Origin of the sequence: Streptomyces sp. NPDC079020 (genome assembly GCF_044542225.1) — a bacterium.
Taxonomy (GTDB): Bacteria; Actinomycetota; Actinomycetes; order Streptomycetales; family Streptomycetaceae; genus Streptomyces.
The window spans coordinates 156,447-177,243 of record NZ_JBITUB010000001.1; the positions used below are offsets into that span (position 1 = coordinate 156,447).

General features: G+C 72.0%; 18 protein-coding genes, 1 tRNA gene and 1 pseudogene. 7 read left to right on the forward strand and 13 right to left on the reverse strand.

Features of this window, described 5'->3' with window-relative positions:
• Nucleotides 1-106: 106 nt before the first annotated feature.
• Nucleotides 107-1,093 carry a pseudouridine-5'-phosphate glycosidase gene (locus tag ACIGJO_RS00760; protein ID WP_399949992.1) on the forward strand — a complete coding sequence of 329 codons (987 nt, stop codon included), beginning with the start codon at nucleotides 107-109 and terminating at the stop codon, nucleotides 1,091-1,093.
• The gene (locus tag ACIGJO_RS00765) at nucleotides 1,090-2,007 is read left to right on the forward strand and encodes a carbohydrate kinase family protein (RefSeq protein ID WP_399949995.1); all 918 of its coding nucleotides are present in this window, start codon (nucleotides 1,090-1,092) and stop codon (nucleotides 2,005-2,007) included. Before ACIGJO_RS00760 ends, ACIGJO_RS00765 begins: the two co-directional genes overlap by 4 nt.
• An 88-nt stretch (nucleotides 2,008-2,095) precedes the next feature.
• Here ACIGJO_RS00765 and ACIGJO_RS00770 read toward each other — a convergent pair whose 3' ends face one another.
• Both ACIGJO_RS00770 and ACIGJO_RS00775 read right to left on the reverse strand, forming a co-directional pair.
• Nucleotides 2,096-2,764 carry a uridine kinase gene (locus tag ACIGJO_RS00770; RefSeq protein ID WP_399949998.1) on the reverse strand — a complete coding sequence of 223 codons (669 nt, stop codon included), beginning with the start codon at nucleotides 2,762-2,764 and terminating at the stop codon, nucleotides 2,096-2,098.
• Nucleotides 2,765-2,791: 27 nt separating this feature from the next.
• Nucleotides 2,792-3,460 carry a winged helix-turn-helix transcriptional regulator gene (locus tag ACIGJO_RS00775; protein WP_399950001.1) on the reverse strand — a complete coding sequence of 223 codons (669 nt, stop codon included), beginning with the start codon at nucleotides 3,458-3,460 and terminating at the stop codon, nucleotides 2,792-2,794.
• 85 nt (nucleotides 3,461-3,545) lie between these two features.
• Here ACIGJO_RS00775 and ACIGJO_RS00780 point away from each other — a divergent pair, with 85 nt between their 5' ends.
• Together ACIGJO_RS00780 and ACIGJO_RS00785 are read left to right on the forward strand one after the other, a co-directional pair.
• Nucleotides 3,546-4,757, forward strand: coding sequence for a pyridoxal phosphate-dependent aminotransferase (locus tag ACIGJO_RS00780; protein WP_399950004.1), 1,212 nt, complete (start codon nucleotides 3,546-3,548; stop codon nucleotides 4,755-4,757).
• Entirely contained in the window at nucleotides 4,754-5,518 is a 765-nt protein-coding gene (locus ACIGJO_RS00785; protein ID WP_399950008.1) for a peptidase, read from the forward strand. Before ACIGJO_RS00780 ends, ACIGJO_RS00785 begins: the two co-directional genes overlap by 4 nt.
• Before the next feature lie 286 nt (nucleotides 5,519-5,804).
• Here the strand turns inward: ACIGJO_RS00785 and ACIGJO_RS00790 are convergent.
• From ACIGJO_RS00790 to ACIGJO_RS00810, 5 genes and pseudogenes are all read right to left on the reverse strand, one after another.
• A tRNA-OTHER gene (locus ACIGJO_RS00790) sits at nucleotides 5,805-5,890 on the reverse strand.
• Nucleotides 5,891-5,925: 35 nt separating this feature from the next.
• A complete protein-coding gene (locus tag ACIGJO_RS00795; RefSeq protein ID WP_399950011.1) occupies nucleotides 5,926-6,657 on the reverse strand; it encodes a hypothetical protein in 732 nt (243 codons plus the stop codon).
• Nucleotides 6,658-6,711: 54 nt separating this feature from the next.
• Complete coding sequence (locus tag ACIGJO_RS00800) at nucleotides 6,712-8,028, reverse strand: SWIM zinc finger family protein (RefSeq protein WP_399950014.1); 1,317 nt, start codon at nucleotides 8,026-8,028, stop codon at nucleotides 6,712-6,714.
• Nucleotides 8,025-11,054 (reverse strand): DEAD/DEAH box helicase, encoded by a 3,030-nt coding sequence (locus tag ACIGJO_RS00805; protein ID WP_399950017.1) that lies wholly within the window; start codon nucleotides 11,052-11,054, stop codon nucleotides 8,025-8,027. The genes ACIGJO_RS00800 and ACIGJO_RS00805 overlap by 4 nt, the downstream gene beginning before the upstream one ends.
• Before the next feature lie 357 nt (nucleotides 11,055-11,411).
• Nucleotides 11,412-12,174, reverse strand: a pseudogene (locus ACIGJO_RS00810) (slipin family protein); the annotation flags it as partial.
• A 241-nt stretch (nucleotides 12,175-12,415) separates the two neighbouring features.
• Between ACIGJO_RS00810 and ACIGJO_RS00815 the strand changes: the two are divergent.
• Entirely contained in the window at nucleotides 12,416-12,802 is a 387-nt protein-coding gene (locus ACIGJO_RS00815) for a hypothetical protein (protein ID WP_399950020.1), read from the forward strand.
• 38 nt (nucleotides 12,803-12,840) lie between these two features.
• On the opposite strand, the gene ACIGJO_RS00820 is transcribed toward ACIGJO_RS00815, so the two are convergent.
• On the reverse strand, nucleotides 12,841-13,536 hold the full coding sequence (locus tag ACIGJO_RS00820) for a class I SAM-dependent methyltransferase (RefSeq protein WP_399950024.1): 696 nt from the start codon (nucleotides 13,534-13,536) through the stop codon (nucleotides 12,841-12,843).
• A gap of 150 nt (nucleotides 13,537-13,686) precedes the next feature.
• Nucleotides 13,687-14,805, reverse strand: a complete 1,119-nt coding sequence (locus tag ACIGJO_RS00825; RefSeq protein ID WP_399950027.1) for an ADP-ribosylglycohydrolase family protein — start codon at nucleotides 14,803-14,805, stop codon at nucleotides 13,687-13,689.
• Between the two features lie 59 nt (nucleotides 14,806-14,864).
• Between ACIGJO_RS00825 and ACIGJO_RS00830 the strand changes: the two genes are divergently transcribed.
• Nucleotides 14,865-15,194 (forward strand): DUF6343 family protein, encoded by a 330-nt coding sequence (locus tag ACIGJO_RS00830; protein WP_399950030.1) that lies wholly within the window; start codon nucleotides 14,865-14,867, stop codon nucleotides 15,192-15,194.
• 78 nt (nucleotides 15,195-15,272) lie between these two features.
• Here the strand turns inward: ACIGJO_RS00830 and ACIGJO_RS00835 are convergent, their stop codons facing one another.
• From ACIGJO_RS00835 to ACIGJO_RS00845, 3 genes are all read right to left on the reverse strand, one after another.
• On the reverse strand, nucleotides 15,273-15,641 hold the full coding sequence (locus ACIGJO_RS00835; protein WP_399950033.1) for a tetratricopeptide repeat protein: 369 nt from the start codon (nucleotides 15,639-15,641) through the stop codon (nucleotides 15,273-15,275).
• A 62-nt stretch (nucleotides 15,642-15,703) separates the two neighbouring features.
• Entirely contained in the window at nucleotides 15,704-16,306 is a 603-nt protein-coding gene (coaE, locus tag ACIGJO_RS00840) for a dephospho-CoA kinase (protein ID WP_399950036.1), read from the reverse strand.
• 32 nt (nucleotides 16,307-16,338) lie between these two features.
• Nucleotides 16,339-17,277 carry a PAC2 family protein gene (locus tag ACIGJO_RS00845; RefSeq protein ID WP_266929746.1) on the reverse strand — a complete coding sequence of 313 codons (939 nt, stop codon included), beginning with the start codon at nucleotides 17,275-17,277 and terminating at the stop codon, nucleotides 16,339-16,341.
• A 627-nt stretch (nucleotides 17,278-17,904) separates the two neighbouring features.
• On the opposite strand from ACIGJO_RS00845, the gene ACIGJO_RS00850 reads away from it, so the two are divergent.
• Nucleotides 17,905-18,867 (forward strand): nitrous oxide reductase family maturation protein NosD, encoded by a 963-nt coding sequence (locus tag ACIGJO_RS00850; RefSeq protein WP_399950040.1) that lies wholly within the window; start codon nucleotides 17,905-17,907, stop codon nucleotides 18,865-18,867.
• A 125-nt stretch (nucleotides 18,868-18,992) separates the two neighbouring features.
• Here ACIGJO_RS00850 and rpsA read toward each other — a convergent pair whose 3' ends face one another.
• Complete coding sequence (rpsA, locus tag ACIGJO_RS00855) at nucleotides 18,993-20,507, reverse strand: 30S ribosomal protein S1 (protein ID WP_266929749.1); 1,515 nt, start codon at nucleotides 20,505-20,507, stop codon at nucleotides 18,993-18,995.
• Between the last annotated feature and the right edge of the window lie 290 nt (nucleotides 20,508-20,797).

Below are 20,797 nucleotides of genomic sequence, written 5' to 3' on the forward strand. Positions count from 1 at the left end.
CTCGACCGGCGCGGAGGGCCACCAGGACCGGTGGGAAGCGGCCAGGACCGGCGGCGGGGCGGCACTTCCTGGTTTGCGGGCGCCCCGCCCGCGACAGGGATGGGGCATGCCACAGAACCCGTCGGAGCAGACGACCCGCCGACCGCCGGAGCACACCCCCGGCCCCGCGCACGACGACGCCGGGCGCTACGCGCCGGCACTGTCCGACGAGGTACGTGCGGCCCTCGCCGCCCGCCGCCCCGTCGTCGCACTGGAGTCGACGATCATCGCGCACGGTCTGCCGCGCCCCCGCAACCTTCAGGTCGCCGTGGAGCTGGAGGATCTCGTGCGTGCCGAGGGGGCCGTCCCCGCGACCGTCGCCGTACTGGACGGCAGAGCACAAGTGGGCCTGGACAAAGCCGGGCTGGAGCGCGTCGCCGGTGATCCGGCGATACGGAAGCTGGGCCACCGGGACCTCGCGCCCGCTTCGGCGGCGGGCGTGAGCGGGGCGACGACCGTGTCCGCGACGGCCTTCCTCGCCGCCCGCGCGGGGCTGCGCGTCTTCGCCACCGGGGGCCTGGGCGGGGTGCATCGCGACTGGACCCACAGCCAGGACGAGTCCGCGGATCTGCGGCTGCTCGCACGCACCGGCATCACGGTGGTGTGCGCCGGAGTGAAGTCGATCCTCGACGTCCCGGCCACCCTCCAGCGCCTGGAGACGCTCGGGGTCGGGGTGCTCGGCTACGGCACCGGGCACTTCCCCGGCTTCTATCTGAGCAGTTCGGGCGAGCCTGTCGACTGGACGGTGCGCACCCCGGGGGAGGTGGCGGAGGTGATGCGGGCGCGCGAGGCCCTCGGCGGCCCGGAGTCCGCGCTGATCGTCGCCAACCCCGTACCGGAAGCGGACCAGTTGGATCCAGCGGTGCACGACCGGGTGCTCGCGGAGGCGCTGGACGCCTGCCGGGAGCGCGGCATCACCGGGCAGGCCGTCACCCCGTTCCTGCTGGACCAGCTGATGCGGCGGACCGAAGGCGCCTCGCTGGAGGCCAACTTGGCGGCGGTACGCGGAAACGTGCGGCTCGCGGCACGGATCGCGGCGGCGGCCCTCCTGTGACGGAAAGGGGCGGTCCTCCCCCGTCCGGCGGGCTCCTCGTCGTCGGGGAGGTGGTCACGGACATCGTGGCCCGGCATGGACCGGGGCTCGTCCACGGCACGGACACAGCGGCCCGGATCCGTACGCTGCCGGGCGGCGCGGGCGCCAACGTCGCCTGCTGGGCGGTGCGTTCGGGCTGCCGGGACGTGACCCTGCTGGCCCGTGCCGGTGCTGGCTCCGCGGCCTGGCACCGCGAGGCGCTGGACCGCGCGGGCGTACGTCCGCTGCTGGCCCTGGACACGGAGGTGCCGACCGCGACGGTCATCGCGCTGGTGGACCGGTCCGCCGAGCGCACCTTCCTCACCGACAGCGGCGCCGTGCTGCGCCTCGCCCCCGACGACTTCTCGCCCTCGATGCTCGACGGCGTCGCCCATCTGCATATCTCCGGCTATCTGCTGTTCGCCGCGACCAGCCGCGCGACGGCCCTCCTGGCCCTGCGGACGGCCCGGCGGCGCGGCATCCCGGTCAGTGTGGACCCCGCCTCCGCGGGCTTTCTGGCCGAGCTGGGTGCCGGCCGCTTCCTGGAGTTCGCCGACGGGGCGGATCTGCTGCTGCCCAACGCGGACGAGGCCGAGCAGCTGACCGGTCTGCCCGAACCGGCGGATGCCGCAGCCAAGTTGAGCCGGCGGTTCCCGAAGGTCGTCGTCACGCTCGGCGAGCGGGGCGCCCTGCTGGCAGTCGGGGGTGCGGTGATCGCCCGTGTCGCCGCCCGCCCGGTCGACGGCCCGGTCGACTCGACGGGCGCGGGCGACGCGTTCACCGGAGGCTTCCTCGCGGCGCGTCTCGCCGGGGCGGACGACGCCTCGGCCGCGGCCGCGGGCTGCCGGGCAGGAGCGGAAGCGGTCGCCACGGTCGGCGGCCGACCACCGCCGTAACACCCCGGCCCGCCCACCAGCACACGCCGGGCCACCATCAGACGCCGGGCCCCACCGCACCCGCCCACCGTCACGCGCCGGCCTCCCGCTACGCGCCCCGGCCCGCACCCCGCCCCGTGTCCCCCAGCCCCGACCAGGCGGGATGCCGCGGGTCGTCGGCCCTTACGACCACGTCGGCGCGTTCGGCGGGCGCGACCTCGTCCTCGTAGCGGGCGAACGCGGGCAGGGTCCACCGGCCGGACTCCGCGGTGCGCCGCCGCAACGCCCCCGGCGAGAGCCGCAGATGGACGCTCAGGTCGAACGGGAACCAGCGTCCCAGCAGCAGCGGTCCGTGCACGAGCACCACTCCGCCCTCGGGCAGGGCGTGGTACGGGCTCCTGGTCGCCCGGTCGGTCACCGGGTCCCACAGGTCCGGGAGCACCCGCCCGCTGCCGCCCGGCTCCAGCGGCCCGAACACCTCGCGCCACAGGGCACCCGTGTCGAACCAGCCGTCGGCGTACGAGTCGGGGTCCTCCTTCCCGTACTCGTACCGGAGACTCGCCGGACGCAGGAATCCCTCGGTGGCCACGACGAGCACGGCCCGGCCGCGCACCCGCAGCCCCTGGGCGACGCGTTCGGCCAGCTCGCCGGTACCGGACGCCGGGGCTCCGTCGATGCCCACCCGGAGCCGGGCACCACCGTCCGACGGCGTGAGGGTGTCCGCGTGCGCCGCCAGGGCCCCGGCCAGCCCGTCCCAGGTGATCGCTTCGAGTCGCACGCGCCCATCATCCCCCGTCCCCCGGCCTCACTCCCCGCGCAGTTCGGCGGCGAGCGGCCCCTCGCCCGTCACCTCGATCCGGCCGTCCTTCACCGCCTCGGTGAACGTCACCTCGCCCCTGCCGAGCGCCGGGCACAGCTCGGCGTCGAGCGTGATCCGGGCATCGGGACGGTCGGCGGGGCCGTAGCCGTACACGTCCCCGCCCTCTCCCCCCGCTCCCGCGCGGACATGGAACTCGCCTTCGTCCAGGTGGACCTCGACGACTCCGCTGTGCGTCAGGCCGTCCAGGGCAGGCAGCAGCGGCAGGGCGTACCAGTGCGCCCGTACCGCGTCGGTGGGGCGCCGCCCGGTCAGTGCCGGCGCGCCCCATTCGGCGAGCGCGGCCAGGACGGGCAGCAGGCCGTGGCCGCGCTCGGTGAGCTCGTACACGGACGCCGCCGCCGGTGGCGGGAGCCGGCGGCGCACGGCCAGGCCGCCCTGCTCCATGTCCTTGAGGCGGGAGGCCAGCACATCGGTGCTGACGCCGGGCAGGTCGGCGTGCAGATCGGTGTAGCGGCGCGGGCCCGCCAGCAGTTCACGGACGATCAGCAGGGTCCACCGGTCGCCGACGGAGTCGAGGGCGCGGGCGGCGGCGCAGAACTGGTCGTAACTCCGGCGGCGGACAGGGCGTGCTGCTGGCTGCTGCTGACGTGGCATGCGACGCAGTCTAGACATGTTGTTGGACTTTCCAAGCCCGAGCTTGGTAAAACCAAGTATCGCAATCAGGTCGGGGAGGCACCGCATGGAGTTCCGGCAGTCCAGCAAGCTCAACGAGGTCTGTTACGAGATCCGGGGCCCGGTCATCGAGCAGGCCAACGCCCTTGAGGAGGCGGGCCACAGCGTGCTCCGCCTCAACACGGGCAATCCGGCGCTCTTCGGCTTCGAGGCGCCGGAGGAGATCGTCCAGGACATGATCCGGATGCTCCCGCAGGCACACGGCTACACCGATTCGCGCGGCATCCTCTCCGCGCGGCGCGCTGTCGCGCAGCGCTACCAGGCCATGGGGCTGCCGTACGTCGGCGTGGACGACATCTTCCTCGGCAACGGGGTCTCGGAGCTCATCTCCATGGCCGTGCAGGGGCTGCTGGAGGACGGCGACGAGGTGCTGATCCCGTCGCCCGACTACCCGCTCTGGACGGCCGTGGTGACGCTCGCGGGCGGCAAGGCCGTGCACTACGTCTGCGACGAGTCGGCGGACTGGAACCCGGACCTCGCCGACATGGCGTCGAAGATCACCGACCGCACCAAGGCCGTCGTGATCATCAACCCGAACAATCCGACCGGCGCCGTGTACCCGCGCGAGATCCTCGACGGGATCCTCGAACTGGCCCGCAGGCACGGGCTGCTGGTGCTCGCCGACGAGATCTACGACCAGATCCTCTACGATGACGCCGAGCACCACAGCGTGGCGGCCCTCGCCCCCGACCTGGTCTGCCTCACCTTCAGCGGGCTGTCGAAGACGTACCGCGTCGCGGGCTTCCGCTCGGGCTGGATGGTGGTGTCCGGGCCCAAGCAGCACGCCCGCAGCTATCTGGAGGGCCTGACCATGCTCGCCTCGATGCGCCTGTGCCCCAACGCGCCCTCGCAGTACGCCATCCAGGCGGCGCTCGGCGGCCGGCAGTCCATCCGTGAACTGGTGGCACCGGGCGGCAGGCTGTACGAGCAGCGCAACCGGGCCTGGGAGAAGCTCAACGAGATCCCCGGCGTTTCCTGTGTGAAGCCGAAGGGCGCGCTGTACGCGTTTCCGCGCATCGACCCGAAGGTGCACCCCATCGTCGACGACGAGAGGTTCGTCCTCGATCTGCTGCTGCGCGAGAAGATCCAGGTGGTCCAGGGCACGGGGTTCAACTGGCCGCGCCCTGACCACTTCCGGATTCTGACCCTCCCCTACGCCGACGATCTGGACGCGGCCATCAGCCGCATCGGCCGATTCCTGAATGGATACCGCCAGTGACCTGCTCGTTCTGCCGGGTTCCCGTCCACACGCAGTTCGCCACTCCGGAGCTGGTGGGGCCGATCGTCGAGGGCGGGCTCAATCCGGCCGAGGATCCGGGCTGGGCGGAATCCGGCGCGGCCTCGCCCGCCGAGTACGCGCGCTGGGCGGGTCATCTGTGCGGAATGACCTGTCTGCGCATGGCCCTGGGCGCCCCCGGAGCACCCGGTGTTCCCGCCCCGTCCGGAGTTCCCGGCCCGTCCGGTGTTCCCGGCCCGGGTGCCGCCGTTCCCCCGCTGTTCGCCCTGCGCGACGGCGGGCTGACGTACGGGGCGTACACCGAGGACGCGGACGGGGTGATCAAGGGCCTGGTCTACGCCCCGTTCGCCCGGTACGTACATGAGGTCCACGGGCTCGACGCCACCGTGCACCGGCATCTCGCCCTCCAGGAGATCCCCGGACTGCTGGACGAGGGCCGGACGGTGATGGCGTCGGTGCACTACGGGATCCGGCACCCCGAGCGGCCGGCCCCCGGGCGGGGCGGGCATCTGGTGCTGCTGACCTCGCGCACACCGGACGGGGACGGCGTCCACTTCCACAATCCGTCCGGGACGCACGCCGGGTCGCGGTCCGCGCGGCTGCCGCTGGCGCACTTCGGGCGCTTCTTCGCCGGCCGCGGTGTCTCCCTGGGCGCAGGCCGTGGCGTCTCCCCGGGGCCGGGTCCGGCACAGGCGGCGGGGACGGGAGCGGGGGCAGGGACGGGAGCGGGCCCGGAGGCGTAGCCGGCCTCCGGGCCCTGTGGTTGCCACCCATGCTGCACACCGGCACATTTAAGGACCTGGGTCAGCCTTATGTCGTCGCGTCCTGCCTTTAGACGACCGCGGACCGAAGCTCCGCGGGCCGGAGTCGAACCGGCATCTCGACGCCCTTGGGCCCAGGCCCGTTTGATCCGGCGATCGGTGGCGAATGCTGAGTCTGGAGCAAGAGTCTGAGATTGATCGCGGTCTGCCTCTGCCAGTTGGGCCACTCCGGCCCGGACGCGTACACCTGCGGCGGTGTACGCGGGAGTGCCGGAGGGAGGAATCGAACCTCCACTGGAACCGCGTCGTCACGACAAGCTTCAGGTTCAGCTTGCGCTCCTCGCGCACCCCGGCCGTGGTGTCATGGTGGCCGGGGAATCCATGGTCGGTTACCCGAAGAGGTAACCGAATACCGCGTCACCCACCCGCTGGTCGGTGACATCGGCGCCGTTGGCCTCCTCGCGGGCGAACTTCACCGCCTGCTGGAGCTTTTCCACCCGGTCCAGCAGCTCGTTGACGCGCCGCGCGGGAAGGGCTCCGGAGAACTTCACCGTCGTCCAGTACCCGATCGGGATGTCCTCGTAGTACACCTCGACCTGTGCCGGGTGCTTCTCGGTGGCCTCCGCCTTCACATGATTGCGGGGCACCTTCTTGGTACGGAGGGTCCTGACCGGTTCTGTCTTCCAGGAGTCGGTCGACGGGTCCTGCGTCCATGCCTCCGAGGCGTCCAGCACCGGCAGCTTGCGGACGAAGGTGTTGATGTCGGTCAGCTGCTTCTCCAGGAAGAGGAGGTAGGACACCGGCACCGCGCTCACCAGTACCCGGCCGTCGACCAGCACATCGGCGCGGGCCGTGCAGTTCGCCCAGTCCTTCGTGGCGGTCACATCGAAGAGCCGGGTCAGCGTCAGCGCGGTCTCCCGCAGAACGTCCTCGGCCTTGACCTGCACCAGGGTGGACTCGGGCGGCAGCTGCTCGCCCTCCTCGTCCTTCGGCTGGTAGGTCCGGGAGATCCCGGCCAGCAGTCCGGCCTTCTGAAGGCCGTGATGCGCCGCCGTCAGGTCCTGGTGTGCCTTGGACTTGACGCCCTTCTCCACTGCGATGATCTGATTGAGTTTCGCCACGTGCGGGAACGTAGCACCGCCAACCCGCGCCGGTCGAAGGGATTTTCGCGGCTGTCAGCCGCCCAGCAGGGCTTCCAGGGCGCTCACCGGATCGGTGTCCGGAGTGGCGCGGGGCCACCAGTCGTCAGCGCCGGGGTCGGACTCGTAGCCGTACCAGCGGCCGTCGTGGCCGAAGCGGAGCTGAAGGGCGCCGCCCGGGTGGGTGAGGTGGTTGCGCCAGGGCTGGAAGCGGGGGAAGTCGGCGGCGGCCAGGGCCGGACGGGCCCGGTCGAACGGACCGGCCGGAGGGTCCCAGGAGGCCTCCAGGACCGCGAGGCCCTCGGCATCGCCCTGCCGCCAGGCGGCGACGGCACGGGCCAGGTCGGTGGTGGTACGGCCGGTGGCGAAGGCCAGCTCCCGGTAGAGGGCCCGGGTGGTGGCGGTGAGCCCGGCGGTGGGGCGGGACGCTGCCAGCCGGACCGCGTCCTGCCACGGGGTGAGGCCCGCGAGCGGGTCCTCGCCGGTGGTGAGCAGCCGGTGGGCGCGGGCCGCCGCGTCCGTGGCGAGGTGGTCCAGGCCCAGCGGATCGCGTGCGCCCGGCAGATCCGGGTAGGACGGCGGCTGCCCGGGGTGCGGGGGGACCGGGAGGGGCGCCGGGAGCGGCGGCAGGAAGCGCTCGGCCAGCGCGTCACCGGCGGCGACCGAGGGCGCGTCGGGGGCGGCGGGGCGCTCCCGGGCGGAGTGTTCCGCGTTGCGCCGGCCGAGCTCGTCCAGCAGCTCCCGCTCACCCCTGCCGCGCATCAGCAGAAGGACGAACGGGTCGCTGTCGAGCAGCCTGGCCGTCTGGAAGCAGAGTGCCGCGACATGCTTGCAGGGCCGGCCGTGGTCCGGGCACGAACAGCTCGGATCGAGATCGCCCGCGGCGGGCAGCAGCCGGGTGTCCGCCTCCTGGGCCGTGTCGGCCAGGGAGTGCGGCATCTCCTTGGCCAGGAGTGCGGACAGATGCCCGGGGTGGGCGGCGACCGCGTCGAGGAGGGTGTCCCAGCCGGTGTCCGTGAAGGTGCGCAGACGCAGTTCGGCCCGGTACGGGCGGGGGCGGCTGCCGTGGACATAGGCGACGACCCGGCCGGGAGTGACGGTGATCGCGGCGACATGTCCGGCGTCGGCGTACGTACGTCCGCGGGCGAGCCGTGCCTCGTCCATCGACAGCGACTCCAGGGCGGCCACCCAGGCACGCCCCCACCAGCTGTCCGCGAAGGGCTCGCCCTCCTGGGACGTGCGGGCCGGTACCGCTTCGAAGGTGCGCCGCAGATCGTCGGGGCCCGGCCGGGACCGGGGCGCCGCGCGGGATGCGGTGCGGGATGCGGGACGGGGCGCGGGGAGGGGGCTCATGACGGCCTCCGGAGCGAGACGAGATCGGCCAGATCACGGTCGCTGAGCTCGGTCAGCGCGCTCTCGCCGGTGCCGAGGACCGCGTCGGCCAACGCCCTCTTCGACTCCAGCAGCTCGCCGATCCGGTCCTCCACGGTCCCCTCCGCGATCAGCCGGTGGACCTGCACGGGCTGGGTCTGGCCGATCCGGTACGCCCGGTCGGTGGCCTGTTCCTCGACCGCCGGATTCCACCAGCGGTCGTAGTGGACGACATGGGCGGCGCGGGTGAGGTTCAGTCCGGTGCCGGCCGCCTTGAGGGAGAGCAGGAACACCGGGACCTCGGCCGCCTGGAAGCGGTCCACCATCCGTTCCCGTTCGGCCACCGGCGTACCGCCGTGCAGGAGTTGGGAGGGGATGGCACGGGAGGCGAGGTGGGCGGAGAGGAGCCTGGCCATCGTCACGTACTGGGTGAAGATCAGGACGGAACCGCCCTCGGACAGGATCGTGTCGAGGAGTTCGTCCAGCAGCGCGAGCTTGCCGGAACGGCCGGTGAGCCGGGTCGGCTCCTCCTTCAGATACTGGGCGGGGTGGTTGCAGATCTGCTTCAGCGAAGCAAGCAGCTTCATCACCAGACCCCGGCGGGCGATACCTTCCGCCGCCTCGATCTGCGCCATCGTCTCGCGCACCGCCGCCTGGTAGAGCGTGACCTGCTCGCGGGTGAGGGAGACGGGGTGGTCGGTCTCGGTCTTCGGCGGCAGCTCGGGGGCGATGCCGGGGTCGGACTTCTTGCGGCGCAGCAGGAAGGGGCGGACCAGCCGGGCCAGCCGCTCGACCGCTTCGTCGTTGCCCAGCCCCGCGGCCGTACCGGTGTTCTCCACGATCCGGGCGTGCCGCGACCGGAAGGCCTTGAGCGGGCCGAGCAGTCCGGGGGTCGTCCAGTCGAGCAGCGCCCAGAGCTCGGAGAGGTTGTTCTCCACAGGGGTGCCGGTGAGGGCGACGCGGGCCGGGGCCGGGATCGTGCGCAGGGCCTTGGCCGTGGAGGAGTGCGGGTTCTTCACGTGCTGCGCCTCGTCGGCGACGACCAGGCCCCAGGACTGCTCGGCGAGCCGGGCCGCGCTGGAGCGCATCGTGCCGTACGTCGTGAGGACGAAGCCGCCGTCCGGGTCGGTCAGTGTGCGGTCGGTGCCGTGGAAGCGGCGCACCGGAACGCCGGGCGCGAAGCGGTTGATCTCCCGGTGCCAGTTGCCCAGGAGGGAGGCGGGGCAGATCACCAGCGTCGGCGCGGAGCGGGCCCGGTGCAGATGCAGGGCGATCACCGTGATCGTCTTGCCGAGGCCCATGTCGTCGGCGAGGCAGCCGCCCAGACCCAGCGAGGTCATGCGGTCCAACCAGGCCAGGCCCCGCAGTTGGTAGTCCCGCAGGGTCGCGTCCAGGCCGGGGGGCGCCGGAACGGTCGCGTCGTCGGTGAGGATACGGGCCCGCAGAGCGGCCAGCGCACCGGCCGGCACCGCGTCCACCTGCTCCCCGTCGACCTCGGCGCTCCCGGTGAGGGCGACGGCCAGGGCGTCCACCGGATCGAGCAGCCCCAGCTCCCGCTTGCGCGCCTTGCGTACGAGCGCGGGGTCGACGACCACCCACTGGTCCCGCAGCCGCACCACCGGGCGGTGCGCCTCGGCCAGGGTGTCCATCTCGGCCTCGGTCAGCTGCTCGTCGCCCAGCGACAGCTGCCAGTTGAACGCGAAGAGCTGCTGGGCGTCGAAGAACGAGGTGCCGTCGGTGGCCGAGCCGGGCGCGGGGCGCACGACGGCGGACGCGGTGAGCGAGCGGGCCAGCTCCCGCGGCCAGTGGACCGTGACGCCCGCCGCCGCGAGGCGGGCCCCGGCATCGCTCAGCAGCTCGTACAGCTCGTCCTCGGCGAGGGCGAGCACGTCGGGAACGGGCTGGCCGAGCAGCCGTTCCAGCGGAGCCCAGACGCGGGCGGCACGGCGCAGCGCGAGCACCGCGTCGACCTGGGCCCGCGGCCCGAAGGGCTCACCTCCGCCGCCGTGCCACAGGGCGGCGGCGTCGATCACATACGTCGGGTCGGCGAGGCTGTGCACCTGGACGACGGCCGCGGCGGCGTGGCGCGTGGCGGGATCTCCCGGACCACCCGCACCCCCGGGGCCGTCGGCGTCGCCGGAACCGTCCGGGGCGGCGGTGGGGGCGTAGGTGTCGGCGGTGTCGAAGAGCTCGTACGCGGAGAGGTCGAGCCGCAACGAGACCCGCACACCCGCGTCCAGGCCGGAGGCCACCTCGACGGCCCAGGCGGCGGCACCGGGCAGATGCTGGGCCTCGCGGGCGGCGAACGGCGCCCCCATCGCGTACGCCGCGGCCGGCGTGCGGGGCAGGGTGTCGGCGACCGCGTCGAGGAAGGCGCCGATCAGGAACTCGGGGTCGGGGAGCCGGAGCGGCGGGAGGACCTGGACCGGCACCGCGTGACCCTCCGGCGGCATCGCGGCGGCGACGGCCCGCAGCTGCGCGACGTCCTCCGCGTCACGCGGCCCCGCCCGCCAGGCGTCGTGGTTCCCCGCCGTCAGTCCGGGCAGCAGCCTGCCCCGTGCCACCAGATTCAGCGCGTGCAGCGCCGCCGCACCCCAGCAGCGCGTGGCGGGATGGGCGGATGCCCGATGACGGGCACGGACGAGCAGGGGCAGGGCGTCCTCGACGGACAGCAGCACGGCCGGGACGGTGCGCGTCCGGACGTCCCGGGCGCCGCCCGTACCGTCACGCCGGACGACGGTGAGCTCCGTGACTCCCCCCTGCCCGGCGGTGGTGGGCGCCGCTGTCCCGGCCGGTGCAGCGGTGGTGGGCGCCGCTGTCCCGGCCGGTGCGGCACCGGTGACGTACGCGAACGGATTCCCGGCCTCCGCGGCGTCCCCGCGCTCCTCCGGGTCCCAGAAGGCCACCCGGCCGTCTCTGGGCAGCGCGCCGGGCAGGAAGACCGCCGGCTGGCGCAGCAGGCGGCCGAGGTGCGCTTCCCGCGCGTCGTGCGTGTCCTGTACGGCCATGTCCGGCCACCCCCTCCCGCCCCGGCTCGTGTGTGTTCCTCTGACTCCGCGAGTCTAGGCGGGGGGTCTGACAACGACCGCTCCGGCTGCCGTTGTCGCGACTGTTACCGCAGCTCAGAGCGGTCGGCGGCGAGGGGCGGCCCGCTCAGTGACGGGCGAACGGCCCGGCATCGGTCCTGGAGGCCGTGGAGGCCGTGGAGGCCTTGGAGGTGGAGGCCTTGGAAGGCGTGGAAGCCGTCGAGCCCGTGGGGGACCCCTTCCTGGCGGACCCTGCTCCGGAGGCCTCGGCCCTCGCGGCATCGGTCCGCTGCGGAACCTGTGGCGGCTGCTGTTGCTGCTGCTGCTCCGTTTCCTGCTGCGGCTGCTGCGCCCGCTCCAGGAAACGGAGCAGCTCGACCGGGAACGGCAGGACAAGGGTGGAGTTCTTCTCGGCCGCGACCGCGACCACGGTCTGGAGCAGTCGCAGCTGCAGGGCCGCCGGCTGGCTGGACATCTGCTCGGCCGCCTGGGCCAGCTTCTTCGACGCCTGCAGCTCCGCGTCGGCGTTGATCACCCTGGCGCGCCGCTCCCTGTCGGCCTCCGCCTGACGTGCCATGGAGCGCTTCATCGTCTCCGGCAGGGACACGTCCTTGATCTCCACCCGGTCGATCTGCACACCCCAGCCGACGGCGGGGCTGTCGATCATCAGCTCCAGGCCCTGGTTCAGCTTCTCCCTGTTGGACAGCAGATCGTCCAGGTCGCTCTTACCGATGATCGACCGGAGCGAGGTCTGGGCCATCTGCGAGACCGCGAATCGGTAGTCCTCCACCTGGACGACCGCGCTCGCCGCGTCGACCACCTTGAAGTAGATGACGGCGTCCACCCGGACCGTCACGTTGTCCCGGGTGATGCCGTCCTGGGCGGGCACGGGCATGGTCACGATCTGCATGTTCACCTTGCGGAGCCGGTCCACGCCGGGCAGGACCATGGTGAAGCCCGGCCCTCGCACGTCGTTGCGGAGCCTGCCCAGCCGCAGCACCACACCGCGCTCGTACTGCTTGACGACCCGGGCCGCCGCCGCGGCGTACACCGCGGCGACGCAGATGGCCGCCACCACCACGATCACTAGCTCCTGGCCCATCACGGCCCCCTGACAGAAATCGATCACGCCCCAATCAAGCGCTGATACCACGATATGCCCGATAAGTGCACCAGGCGAACCTCCGCCGCGCCGAGGCTCGCCCGGTCGGCCGCGCACCGGATGCCGTGCCCTCCCGGAGCGGGCAGGGTGACCAGCGCCGGGACGTACAGGTGACGTACAGGCACACCCCGTGACGTACGGGAGACAGAAGAGCCGGACGAGAAGACGAGGACCCCCGCCCATGTCCGTGACCGCGAACGCGACCATGACCACCCCCGTGACCGCGACCGGTCACCGCCGCCGGAGCCGTCTCGGCGTCGCGGCCGGAGCAACGCTTCTCGCCCTCACCGTCACGGGCTGTTCCGGTCTCGGCCGCACCGCCGTGGGACCGGTGATCTACTCCACCGAACGGGACGCCGTGATCCTGGTGAACAGCCCCTCGGTCAAGGGCTGCCACCGGCTGGCCCCGTCCGGTGTCAACGAGGTCGAGAACCGGACGCTGGTCGACATCATCCTGTACCGCACCCGGAACTGCACCGGTGGCAATACGGCGTACGTGCCCACCACGTTCACCGACACCAAGGCGCACAACAGCCGCCCCTGGCGCAGCTACAGCATCGTGCACTGATCCGGCGGGGACGGGGAGGCCGCCCGGCCGGCCCGCGGCTACGCGGGCAGGGCGCGCACCCACATTCCGTCGTCGGTGAGATACCGGTCGACGGTGAGTCCGGCGGCCGCCAGATGCCCTTCGAACTGCTCGCCGGACAGTTCCCTCGACAGGAACGTCTGCGTCCACCGGGCGTCGTCGAAGACATACTCCGCGTGCACCGAACGCACACCGTCCCCCACCGGCTCCGCGGAGACGATCCGGACGGTGCAGCCCGCCGGGTCCTGCCGCTCCCACGGCAGCTCGGAGCGGTGCGCGACGCCCTCGCGCTGGATGAGGACGCAGCCGCCGTCCGCCACATGTCTGCGGCAGACCCGCAGCATTCCGTCGCGCACCCGGGGCTCGGGCGCGTGGACCAGGAACGACGCCAGCATCACCACGTCGAACCTCTCCTCGCCGAGGTCCAGCGACTCGATGGGGCTCCGGACCGTACGGGCGCCGCTGATGTGCTCCAGCATCTCCGCCGACTCGTCCACGGCCGTCACGGTGAAGCCGCGCGACACCAGCGGCCCCGTCACCCGGCCCGCGCCGCAGCCCAGCTCCAGAATGCTCGCCCCGGCGGGGACCGCCGCCTGGATCACGTCCGGTTCCTCGCCGACGGACAGCCGTCTGTACAGCTCGACCGCGCAGCCGTCCGGAGTGATGGCCCCGGGCCCCGTCCCCGTATACCCCTCGCGTACCAGTCGTCCGCTCATACTCCGTCAAACGTCCGGCCGTACCGTCCCGTTCCCGTCGCACGGGGTCGGCGCAGCGGACGCGGTGCACGAAACACGGTGCACGGTGCCGTGCACGAAACACAGTGCGGTGAACGGCGCGCGGTGCGGTGCGGTGAACGGTGCGCGGTCTCAGCAGCCCGGGTAGCGGCCGGCGGGCCAGTCGACCGGCGCCTCGTACTCCATCGACATGTCGTCCGCCAGTTCGGCGATCACCGCGCGGCCCTGGGTCGCCGCGAGCCAGGACGGTGGCAGCCGGCTGTCACCGTGGCGGGCGCCGAGCAGATTCCCGCAGACCGAACCGGTGGAGTCGCTGTCGCCCGAGTGGTTGACCGAGAGCAGCAGCGCGCGCTCGACGTCCTGTGCGCCCGGCAGGATCAGGGCGCAGTACACGGCGATGGCGAGGGCCTCCTCGGCCACCCAGCCCGCGCCCAGCGACTCCACCTTCCCGGCGTCCGGCCGGCCCCTGGCGGCCAGGTCGACCGCCGCCCGCAGCGCCGTGGTCGTCTCCTCGTGGCCGGCCTGGCGGGCGAGGAGTTCCATCGCCCGCAGCACCGCGCCCTCGGTCGAGTCGCCTGCCAGCAGGTGGGCGACGATCACGGCGAACGCCCCGGCGGCGTACGCCCCGGTGGGGTGGCCGTGGGTGATCTTCGCGCACCGGACGGCGTCCTCGAACACGGCCCGCGCGGGCTCCCCCGTCAGCCCGAACGGCGCGGACCGCATCACGGTCCCGCAGCCCTTGGAACCGGTGTTGACCGGTCCGGGCGCGGAGAGCGGGGCACTGTTGTCCGGCGGGACGGCGGCCGCGAGCCCGGTCAGGCAGGCGTTGCCGGGGGCGCGGCGCGCGTACAGCCAGGGCTGTTGCCGCAGCCATCCCGTCCGTACCGGGTCGCCGTCGGCCCCGGCCGGCGGGGACGGATGGTTCTGGGTGTCCAGCCAGCGCAGATAGGCGTGGTGCACGATCGCCGTGCGTGCGCCGCCGATGCCTCGTGCCGAGGCCCTGACACGCGCCCTGATCAGGCCCTCGACCGTGAAGAGCGTCATCTGGGTGTCATCGGTGACGCGGCCGAGGACCCCGTCGCCGTCCGCGACGAGCCCCCGTACGCCGTGCTCGCCGTGGGCCCGGCGGATGCCGTCGAGCGAGAGGAACTCCACCGGGTTTCCCAGCGCGTCACCGATCGCGCCGCCCAGCAGACAGCCCCGCACCCGGGCCCGCCTGGCCAGGTGGCTCTCCGGTCCCCCGCCGCTCATGATCCGCTCCTCCGCCGCCGCGCCCGGCGCATGTGTTCCGTCCGCCGGCCGGCGGGTCCATGCTGGTAGATGAGGCGATCCGTATGCGTACCGGCAGTGAACCCGCGACCGCCCGCAGTGCTCTGCGGATGCGGTTCTGGCTGAGTCTATGGGGCATGGTCTGGGCGGTCTTCGGCCTGGTGGCCTTCGTGCTGACCGGACGGCCCGGCTGGGCGGCGGCCTGCGCGGTGCTGCTGGCGCTCGTCGTCCTGGACCTCGTCGTGATCGTCCACCGCCTCCACCAGGGGCCGCACTACCAGCCGGGCCGTGACATCCCGCCGTACGAACCGGACCGCGGCACGAACCCGCCGCGGCCGGCCCGGACACACAGGCACCCCCGACCGGGCTGAACCGCCCGCCGGGCCACGGGAGGGCAGCGGTACGTGTCACGGGGCATGGGACACGTGACATGGGACACGGGCCGGGCGTCAGTCCGACGCCTCGAAGCGGGCCGCACGCAGATACTCCGGGTTCGGGTCGAGCGCGGCGGCGAGCCGGAAGTGCCGCGTGGCCTGCTCCGGACGGCCGGCCCGCTGGAAGGTCCGGGCCAGTGCGAAGTGGGCGAACGCGTTGTCCGGCTCACGCTCCAGTACGAGCTCGAACTCCAGCTCGGCCGGGCGCAGTTGGGCGGAGGCGAAGAAGGCGCGGGCCCGCAGCAGCCGGGCGGCCGTGTTCTCCGGGTGCGCGGCTATCACCGAGTCGAGCAGCTTCACCGCACCCCGCGGGTCCCGGGCGGCGAGCAACTGCTCCGCCGCCCGGAAGTCGATGACATGGGTTTCCGGGTTCCTCTCGGGCACAGCCGTGTCCTTCCCTTCGCTCGCGAGTTCCCCAACACGCGTACGGGCCGCGCTATTCCGCCTCAGCGGGCCGCGGCCCGCCGGGTCAGCTCGGCCCACACCTCGCGTACCTGGGGCTCCAGGGCCTCCAGCGGTCCGTCGTTGTCGACGATCAGATCGGCGATGGCCCGGCGCTCCTCGCGGGTCGCCTGAGCGGCCATCCGGGCACGGGCGTCGGCCTCCGTCATACCGCGCAGCCGTACGAGCCGGTCGAGCTGGGTGGCGGGGGCGGCGTCCACGACGACGACCAGGTCGTAGAGCGGGGCGAGGCCGTTCTCGGTGAGGAGGGGGACGTCGTGGATGACGACGGCGTCCCGGCCCGCCGCCCGTTCCAGCTCGGCGGCGCGGGCGCCGACCAGGGGATGGACGATCGCGTTGAGCGTGGCCAGGCGGTCCGCGTCGGCGAAGACGACCGCGCCGAGAGCGGGCCGGTCCAGCGTGCCGTCGGCGTTGAGGACGCCGGGACCGAAGGCATCGACGACGGCCGCGAGTCCGGGGGTTCCGGGCTCGACGACCTCGCGGGCGATCCGGTCGGCGTCGATCAGCACGGCGCCGTAACCGACGAGCAGCCGTGACACTTCGCTCTTGCCGGCGCCGATCCCGCCGGTCAGGCCCACTTTCAGCATGGGCGGCAGCCTACGTCCCCCGGCCCGCCCCGTCAGGCGTCGCCCTCACGTTCGGCGAGGAAACGTTCGAATTCGCGGCCGATCTCGTCCGCGGACGGCAGATCCACCGGCTCGGCGACGAGATTGCCCCGCGTCTCGGCGCCCGCGACCGCGTCGTACTGGTGCTCAAGTCCCTCGACCAGCGACACCAGTTCCTCGTCGCCCTGGCCGATCTGCCGGTCGATCTCGGTCTGGGTGCGGTGCGCTTCGGTACGGAGCGAGTGCGCGAGGGCCGGCAGGACGAGACCGGTCGCGGCGGTGATCGCCTCCAGGGCGGTGAGCGCCGCGTCCGGGTACGCGGAGCGCGCGACATAGTGCGGCACGTGCGTGGCCACCCCGAGGACGTCGTGGCCGGACTCCATCAGCCGGTACTCGACGAGCGACTCGGCGGAACCGGGAACCTGCGCCTCGTCGAACGGGCTGCGGTGGCCCGGCATGAGGTCGGTGCGGTTGCCGTGCGGGGTGATGCCGACGGGGCGGGTGTGCGGGACACCCATGGGGATGCCGTGGAAATTGACGGCGAGCCGGACGCCGAGGCGCTCGACGATCTGCTCGACGGCGGCGGCGAACCGCTCCCACTCCACATCCGGCTCGGGACCCGACAGCAGCAGGAAGGGCGCCCCGGTGGCGTCCTGGACCACCCGGACATCCAGCGTCGGGGCCTCGAACGCGGCCCAGCGGTCACGCCGGAAGGTGAGCAGCGGGCGCCGTGCGCGGTAATCGACGAGCCGGTCGTGGTCGAATCTGGCCACGACCTGGTGGGGCAGCGTTTCGAGCAGGCCGTCGACGATCTGCTCGCCGGTCTCACCCGCGTCGATGTATCCGTCGAAGTGGTAGAGCATGACCAGGCCGGCCGACTCCTGCGCCAGCGCCATGTCGACGACGGCCAGGCCCTTCGGCTCCCATTCGTACAAACTCTGCGGATCAGGCACGGTTACCGCTCCTCCTCGTATTCCTCAAGGCTGTCCCGTCATCCCTGGCGGACCCGCGCGCGGTCAAAGGCGGCGCATCGCGAGGCGAAGGGACATCCGCACACCGAATGCCTGCGGTGGTCCGACCACGCCGCGAGTGCCACAGCCGCCGTCGCGCGCCCGCCAGGGATCACGGGACAGCCATGAGGTGAGAACGCCCCTGCGGCCACGGGCATTCCCCGCGCGCGGCCTTTCCCCGCCATTCCCCGGTGTCCGTACGAGGATCCCCCGCAGGCCCGGGACCACCCCCGGGCGGAACCCGGGAGGGGCGGGAGAGCCCCGGCGCACGGTGCGGCCGGCGCCCGAACCGCCCCACTCGGCGGCCCGTTGAACGATACGGCGGGCGCCGCGGCGGCACTCGTTCCGCTTCACCGGCCCACGCGCCCCGCACCCGGACACCCGGATCTGGTCCAGACCTTGACGCGACCACCCCCGGTCCCTAACGTCACTGGGCAGACGTTCATACACGCGCCCCACATTCACGTACAAGAACAGTCTTGAACATTCCAGAACACCCAGAAACGTTCAAGAACGCCAGGAAACGTGCGAGACCGAAGCGAATCCCCCCTCCGACGGGAAGGCACCCCCATGCGCACCCGCACTTCGCTCACCGCCCTGCTGGCCGCCGCGCTCGTCTCCGGCGGCCTCACGCTGTCCGCCGCAGGTCCGGCCGGCGCCGCGGCCGTCATCGACGTCAGCACCGCCGCCCAGCTCAAGTCGGCCCTGACCGCCGCCTCCCCCGGCGACACGATCCGGCTCGCCGACGGCACGTACACCGGCAACTTCAAGGCCACCACCCCCGGCACCTCCGGCTCCCGCATCACCCTCACCGGCTCCGCGAAGGCGGTCCTCAGCGCGGGCGGCGGCTACGGGCTGCACCTCAACGGCGCCTCCTACTGGACCGTCCGGGGCATCACCGTGACCGGCGGCCAGAAGGGCATCATGACCGACACCGCGAACGGCGTCGTCATCGACTCGGTGACCGTCCACGGCCTCGACATGGAGGGCGTCCACTTCCGTAAGTCCAGCAAGAACGCCGTCATCAGGAACTCCCGCATCTACGACACCGGGCACGACGGGCGCGGCATGGGCGAAGGCGTGTACGTCGGCACGGCGGGCGACCTCTCCGACCGGAGCGACGACGCCCAGATCCTCGACAACACCATCGGCCCCGGCGTCGGTGGCGAGAGCATCGACATCAAGGAAGGCACCACCGGGGCGAGGATCATCGGCAACACCTTCGACGGCAAGGGGCTGACCGGCGCCCACTACGACGACTCCTGGGTCGATGTAAAGGGCAACAACGTCCTGGTCGAGGGCAACAGGGGCTCCCGCACCACCAACAACGGCTACGAGACCCACACCCAGCAGAGCGGCTGGGGCTGCGGCACCGTCTTCCGTGACAACGCCTCCGACCTGTCCGGAGCCTCGGGGGACAAACAGCTCGCCATCAACGTCACCAACAGCGGCACGAGCTGCCGGACCACCGTCCACAGCAGCAACACCGTCACCGGCGGCAAGGGCCTGACGAACATCGCCGTCACCCCGTAACCACCGCGCCCGCGGCCCCGCACCGGCGCCCCGGCACACGAGTGAGGCCCGCCCCCCGAAGGGAGCGGGCCTCACTTACTGCTCTACAGCTCTACGCGGCCGATGAGCGGAAGGGGGTCGGAGCCTCAGCTCTGGCCGCCCGCCAGCTTCTCGCGCAGCGCGGCCAGGGCCTCGTCCGACGCCAGGGCGCCGGAGTTGTCCGCGGACTCCGAGGAGTACGAGCCGCCGCCACCGGTGCCACCCGAGGCAGCCGGAGCGCTGCCGGCCGGGGCAGCAGCGCCCTCGGCCGCAGCGGCCTCGTCGGCCTCGCGGGACTTGATGACCTGGGCCTGGTGCTGCTCGAAGCGCTGCTGCGCCTCGGCGTACTGGGTCTCCCAGACCTCGCGCTGAGCCTCGAAGCCCTCGAGCCAGTCGTTGGTCTCGGGGTCGAAGCCCTCGGGGTAGATGTAGTTGCCCTGGTCGTCGTACGACGCGGCCATGCCGTACAGGGTCGGGTCGAACTCGACCGAGGCCGGGTCGCCACCGAAGGACTCGTTGGCCTGCTTCAGCGAGAGGCTGATGCGACGGCGCTCGAGGTCGATGTCGATGACCTTGACGAAGATCTCGTCGTTGACCTGGACGACCTGCTCCGGGATCTCCACGTGGCGCTCGGCCAGCTCGGAGATGTGGACCAGACCCTCGATGCCCTCGTCGACGCGCACGAACGCACCGAAGGGAACGAGCTTGGTGACCTTACCCGGGACGACCTGACCGATCTGGTGCGTCCGGGCGAACTGCTGCCACGGGTCTTCCTGCGTCGCCTTGAGCGACAGGGAGACGCGCTCGCGGTCCATGTCGACGTCGAGAACCTCGACGGTGACTTCCTGGCCGACCTCGACAACCTCGGAGGGGTGGTCGATGTGCTTCCAGGAGAGCTCGGAGACGTGCACGAGACCGTCGACGCCACCCAGGTCCACGAAGGCACCGAAGTTGACGATCGAGGAGACGACGCCGGAGCGGACCTGACCCTTCTGCAGGGTCGTGAGGAACGTCTGGCGAACCTCGGACTGGGTCTGCTCGAGCCAGGCACGGCGGGACAGGACCACGTTGTTGCGGTTCTTGTCCAGCTCGATGATCTTCGCCTCGAGCTCCTTGCCCACGTAGGGCTGAAGGTCGCGGACACGACGCATCTCGACGAGCGACGCCGGGAGGAAGCCGCGGAGGCCGATGTCGAGGATGAGACCACCCTTGACGACCTCGATGACGGTACCGGTGACGATGCCGTCTTCTTCCTTGATCTTCTCGATGGTGCCCCAGGCACGCTCGTACTGAGCGCGCTTCTTCGAGAGGATCAGGCGGCCTTCCTTGTCCTCCTTCTGGAGAACCAGGGCCTCGATCTCGTCGCCGACCTTGACGACCTCGTTCGGGTCGACGTCGTGCTTGATCGAGAGCTCGCGGCTCGGGATGACGCCTTCGGTCTTGTAACCGATGTCGAGGAGAACCTCGTCCCGGTCAACCTTGACGATGACACCGTCAACGATGTCGCCGTCGTTGAAGTACTTGATCGTCTCGTCGATCGCCGCGAGGAACGCGTCCGCGTCGCCGATGTCGTTGACCGCAACCTGCGGAGTGGTGGCGGTGGTCTCGGTGCTGCTCGTCATGTGGGAAAGGGCTCCGGTACGGACAGTGAGTCGTAGGTACTGCTACGCCGAAAGCCCGTATCGCTTCTGCAGAAGACCGGACAGCCTGGAAAGCACCCGACCCGTGACCGGGCGGCGCCTCGACAACCGAGGGGACATACAACAGATGCGAGCGCGGCCTGCTAGGTCTGAAGCGCGCAGGCTCGCAGCGCAACTTGTAGCATACGGGGGCAGCCGGACACGGTCAATGCGCGAAGGCGCACACCCGGGGCGCAACGGCCCGTACCCGGCACAACTCGTGCTCTCCGAGG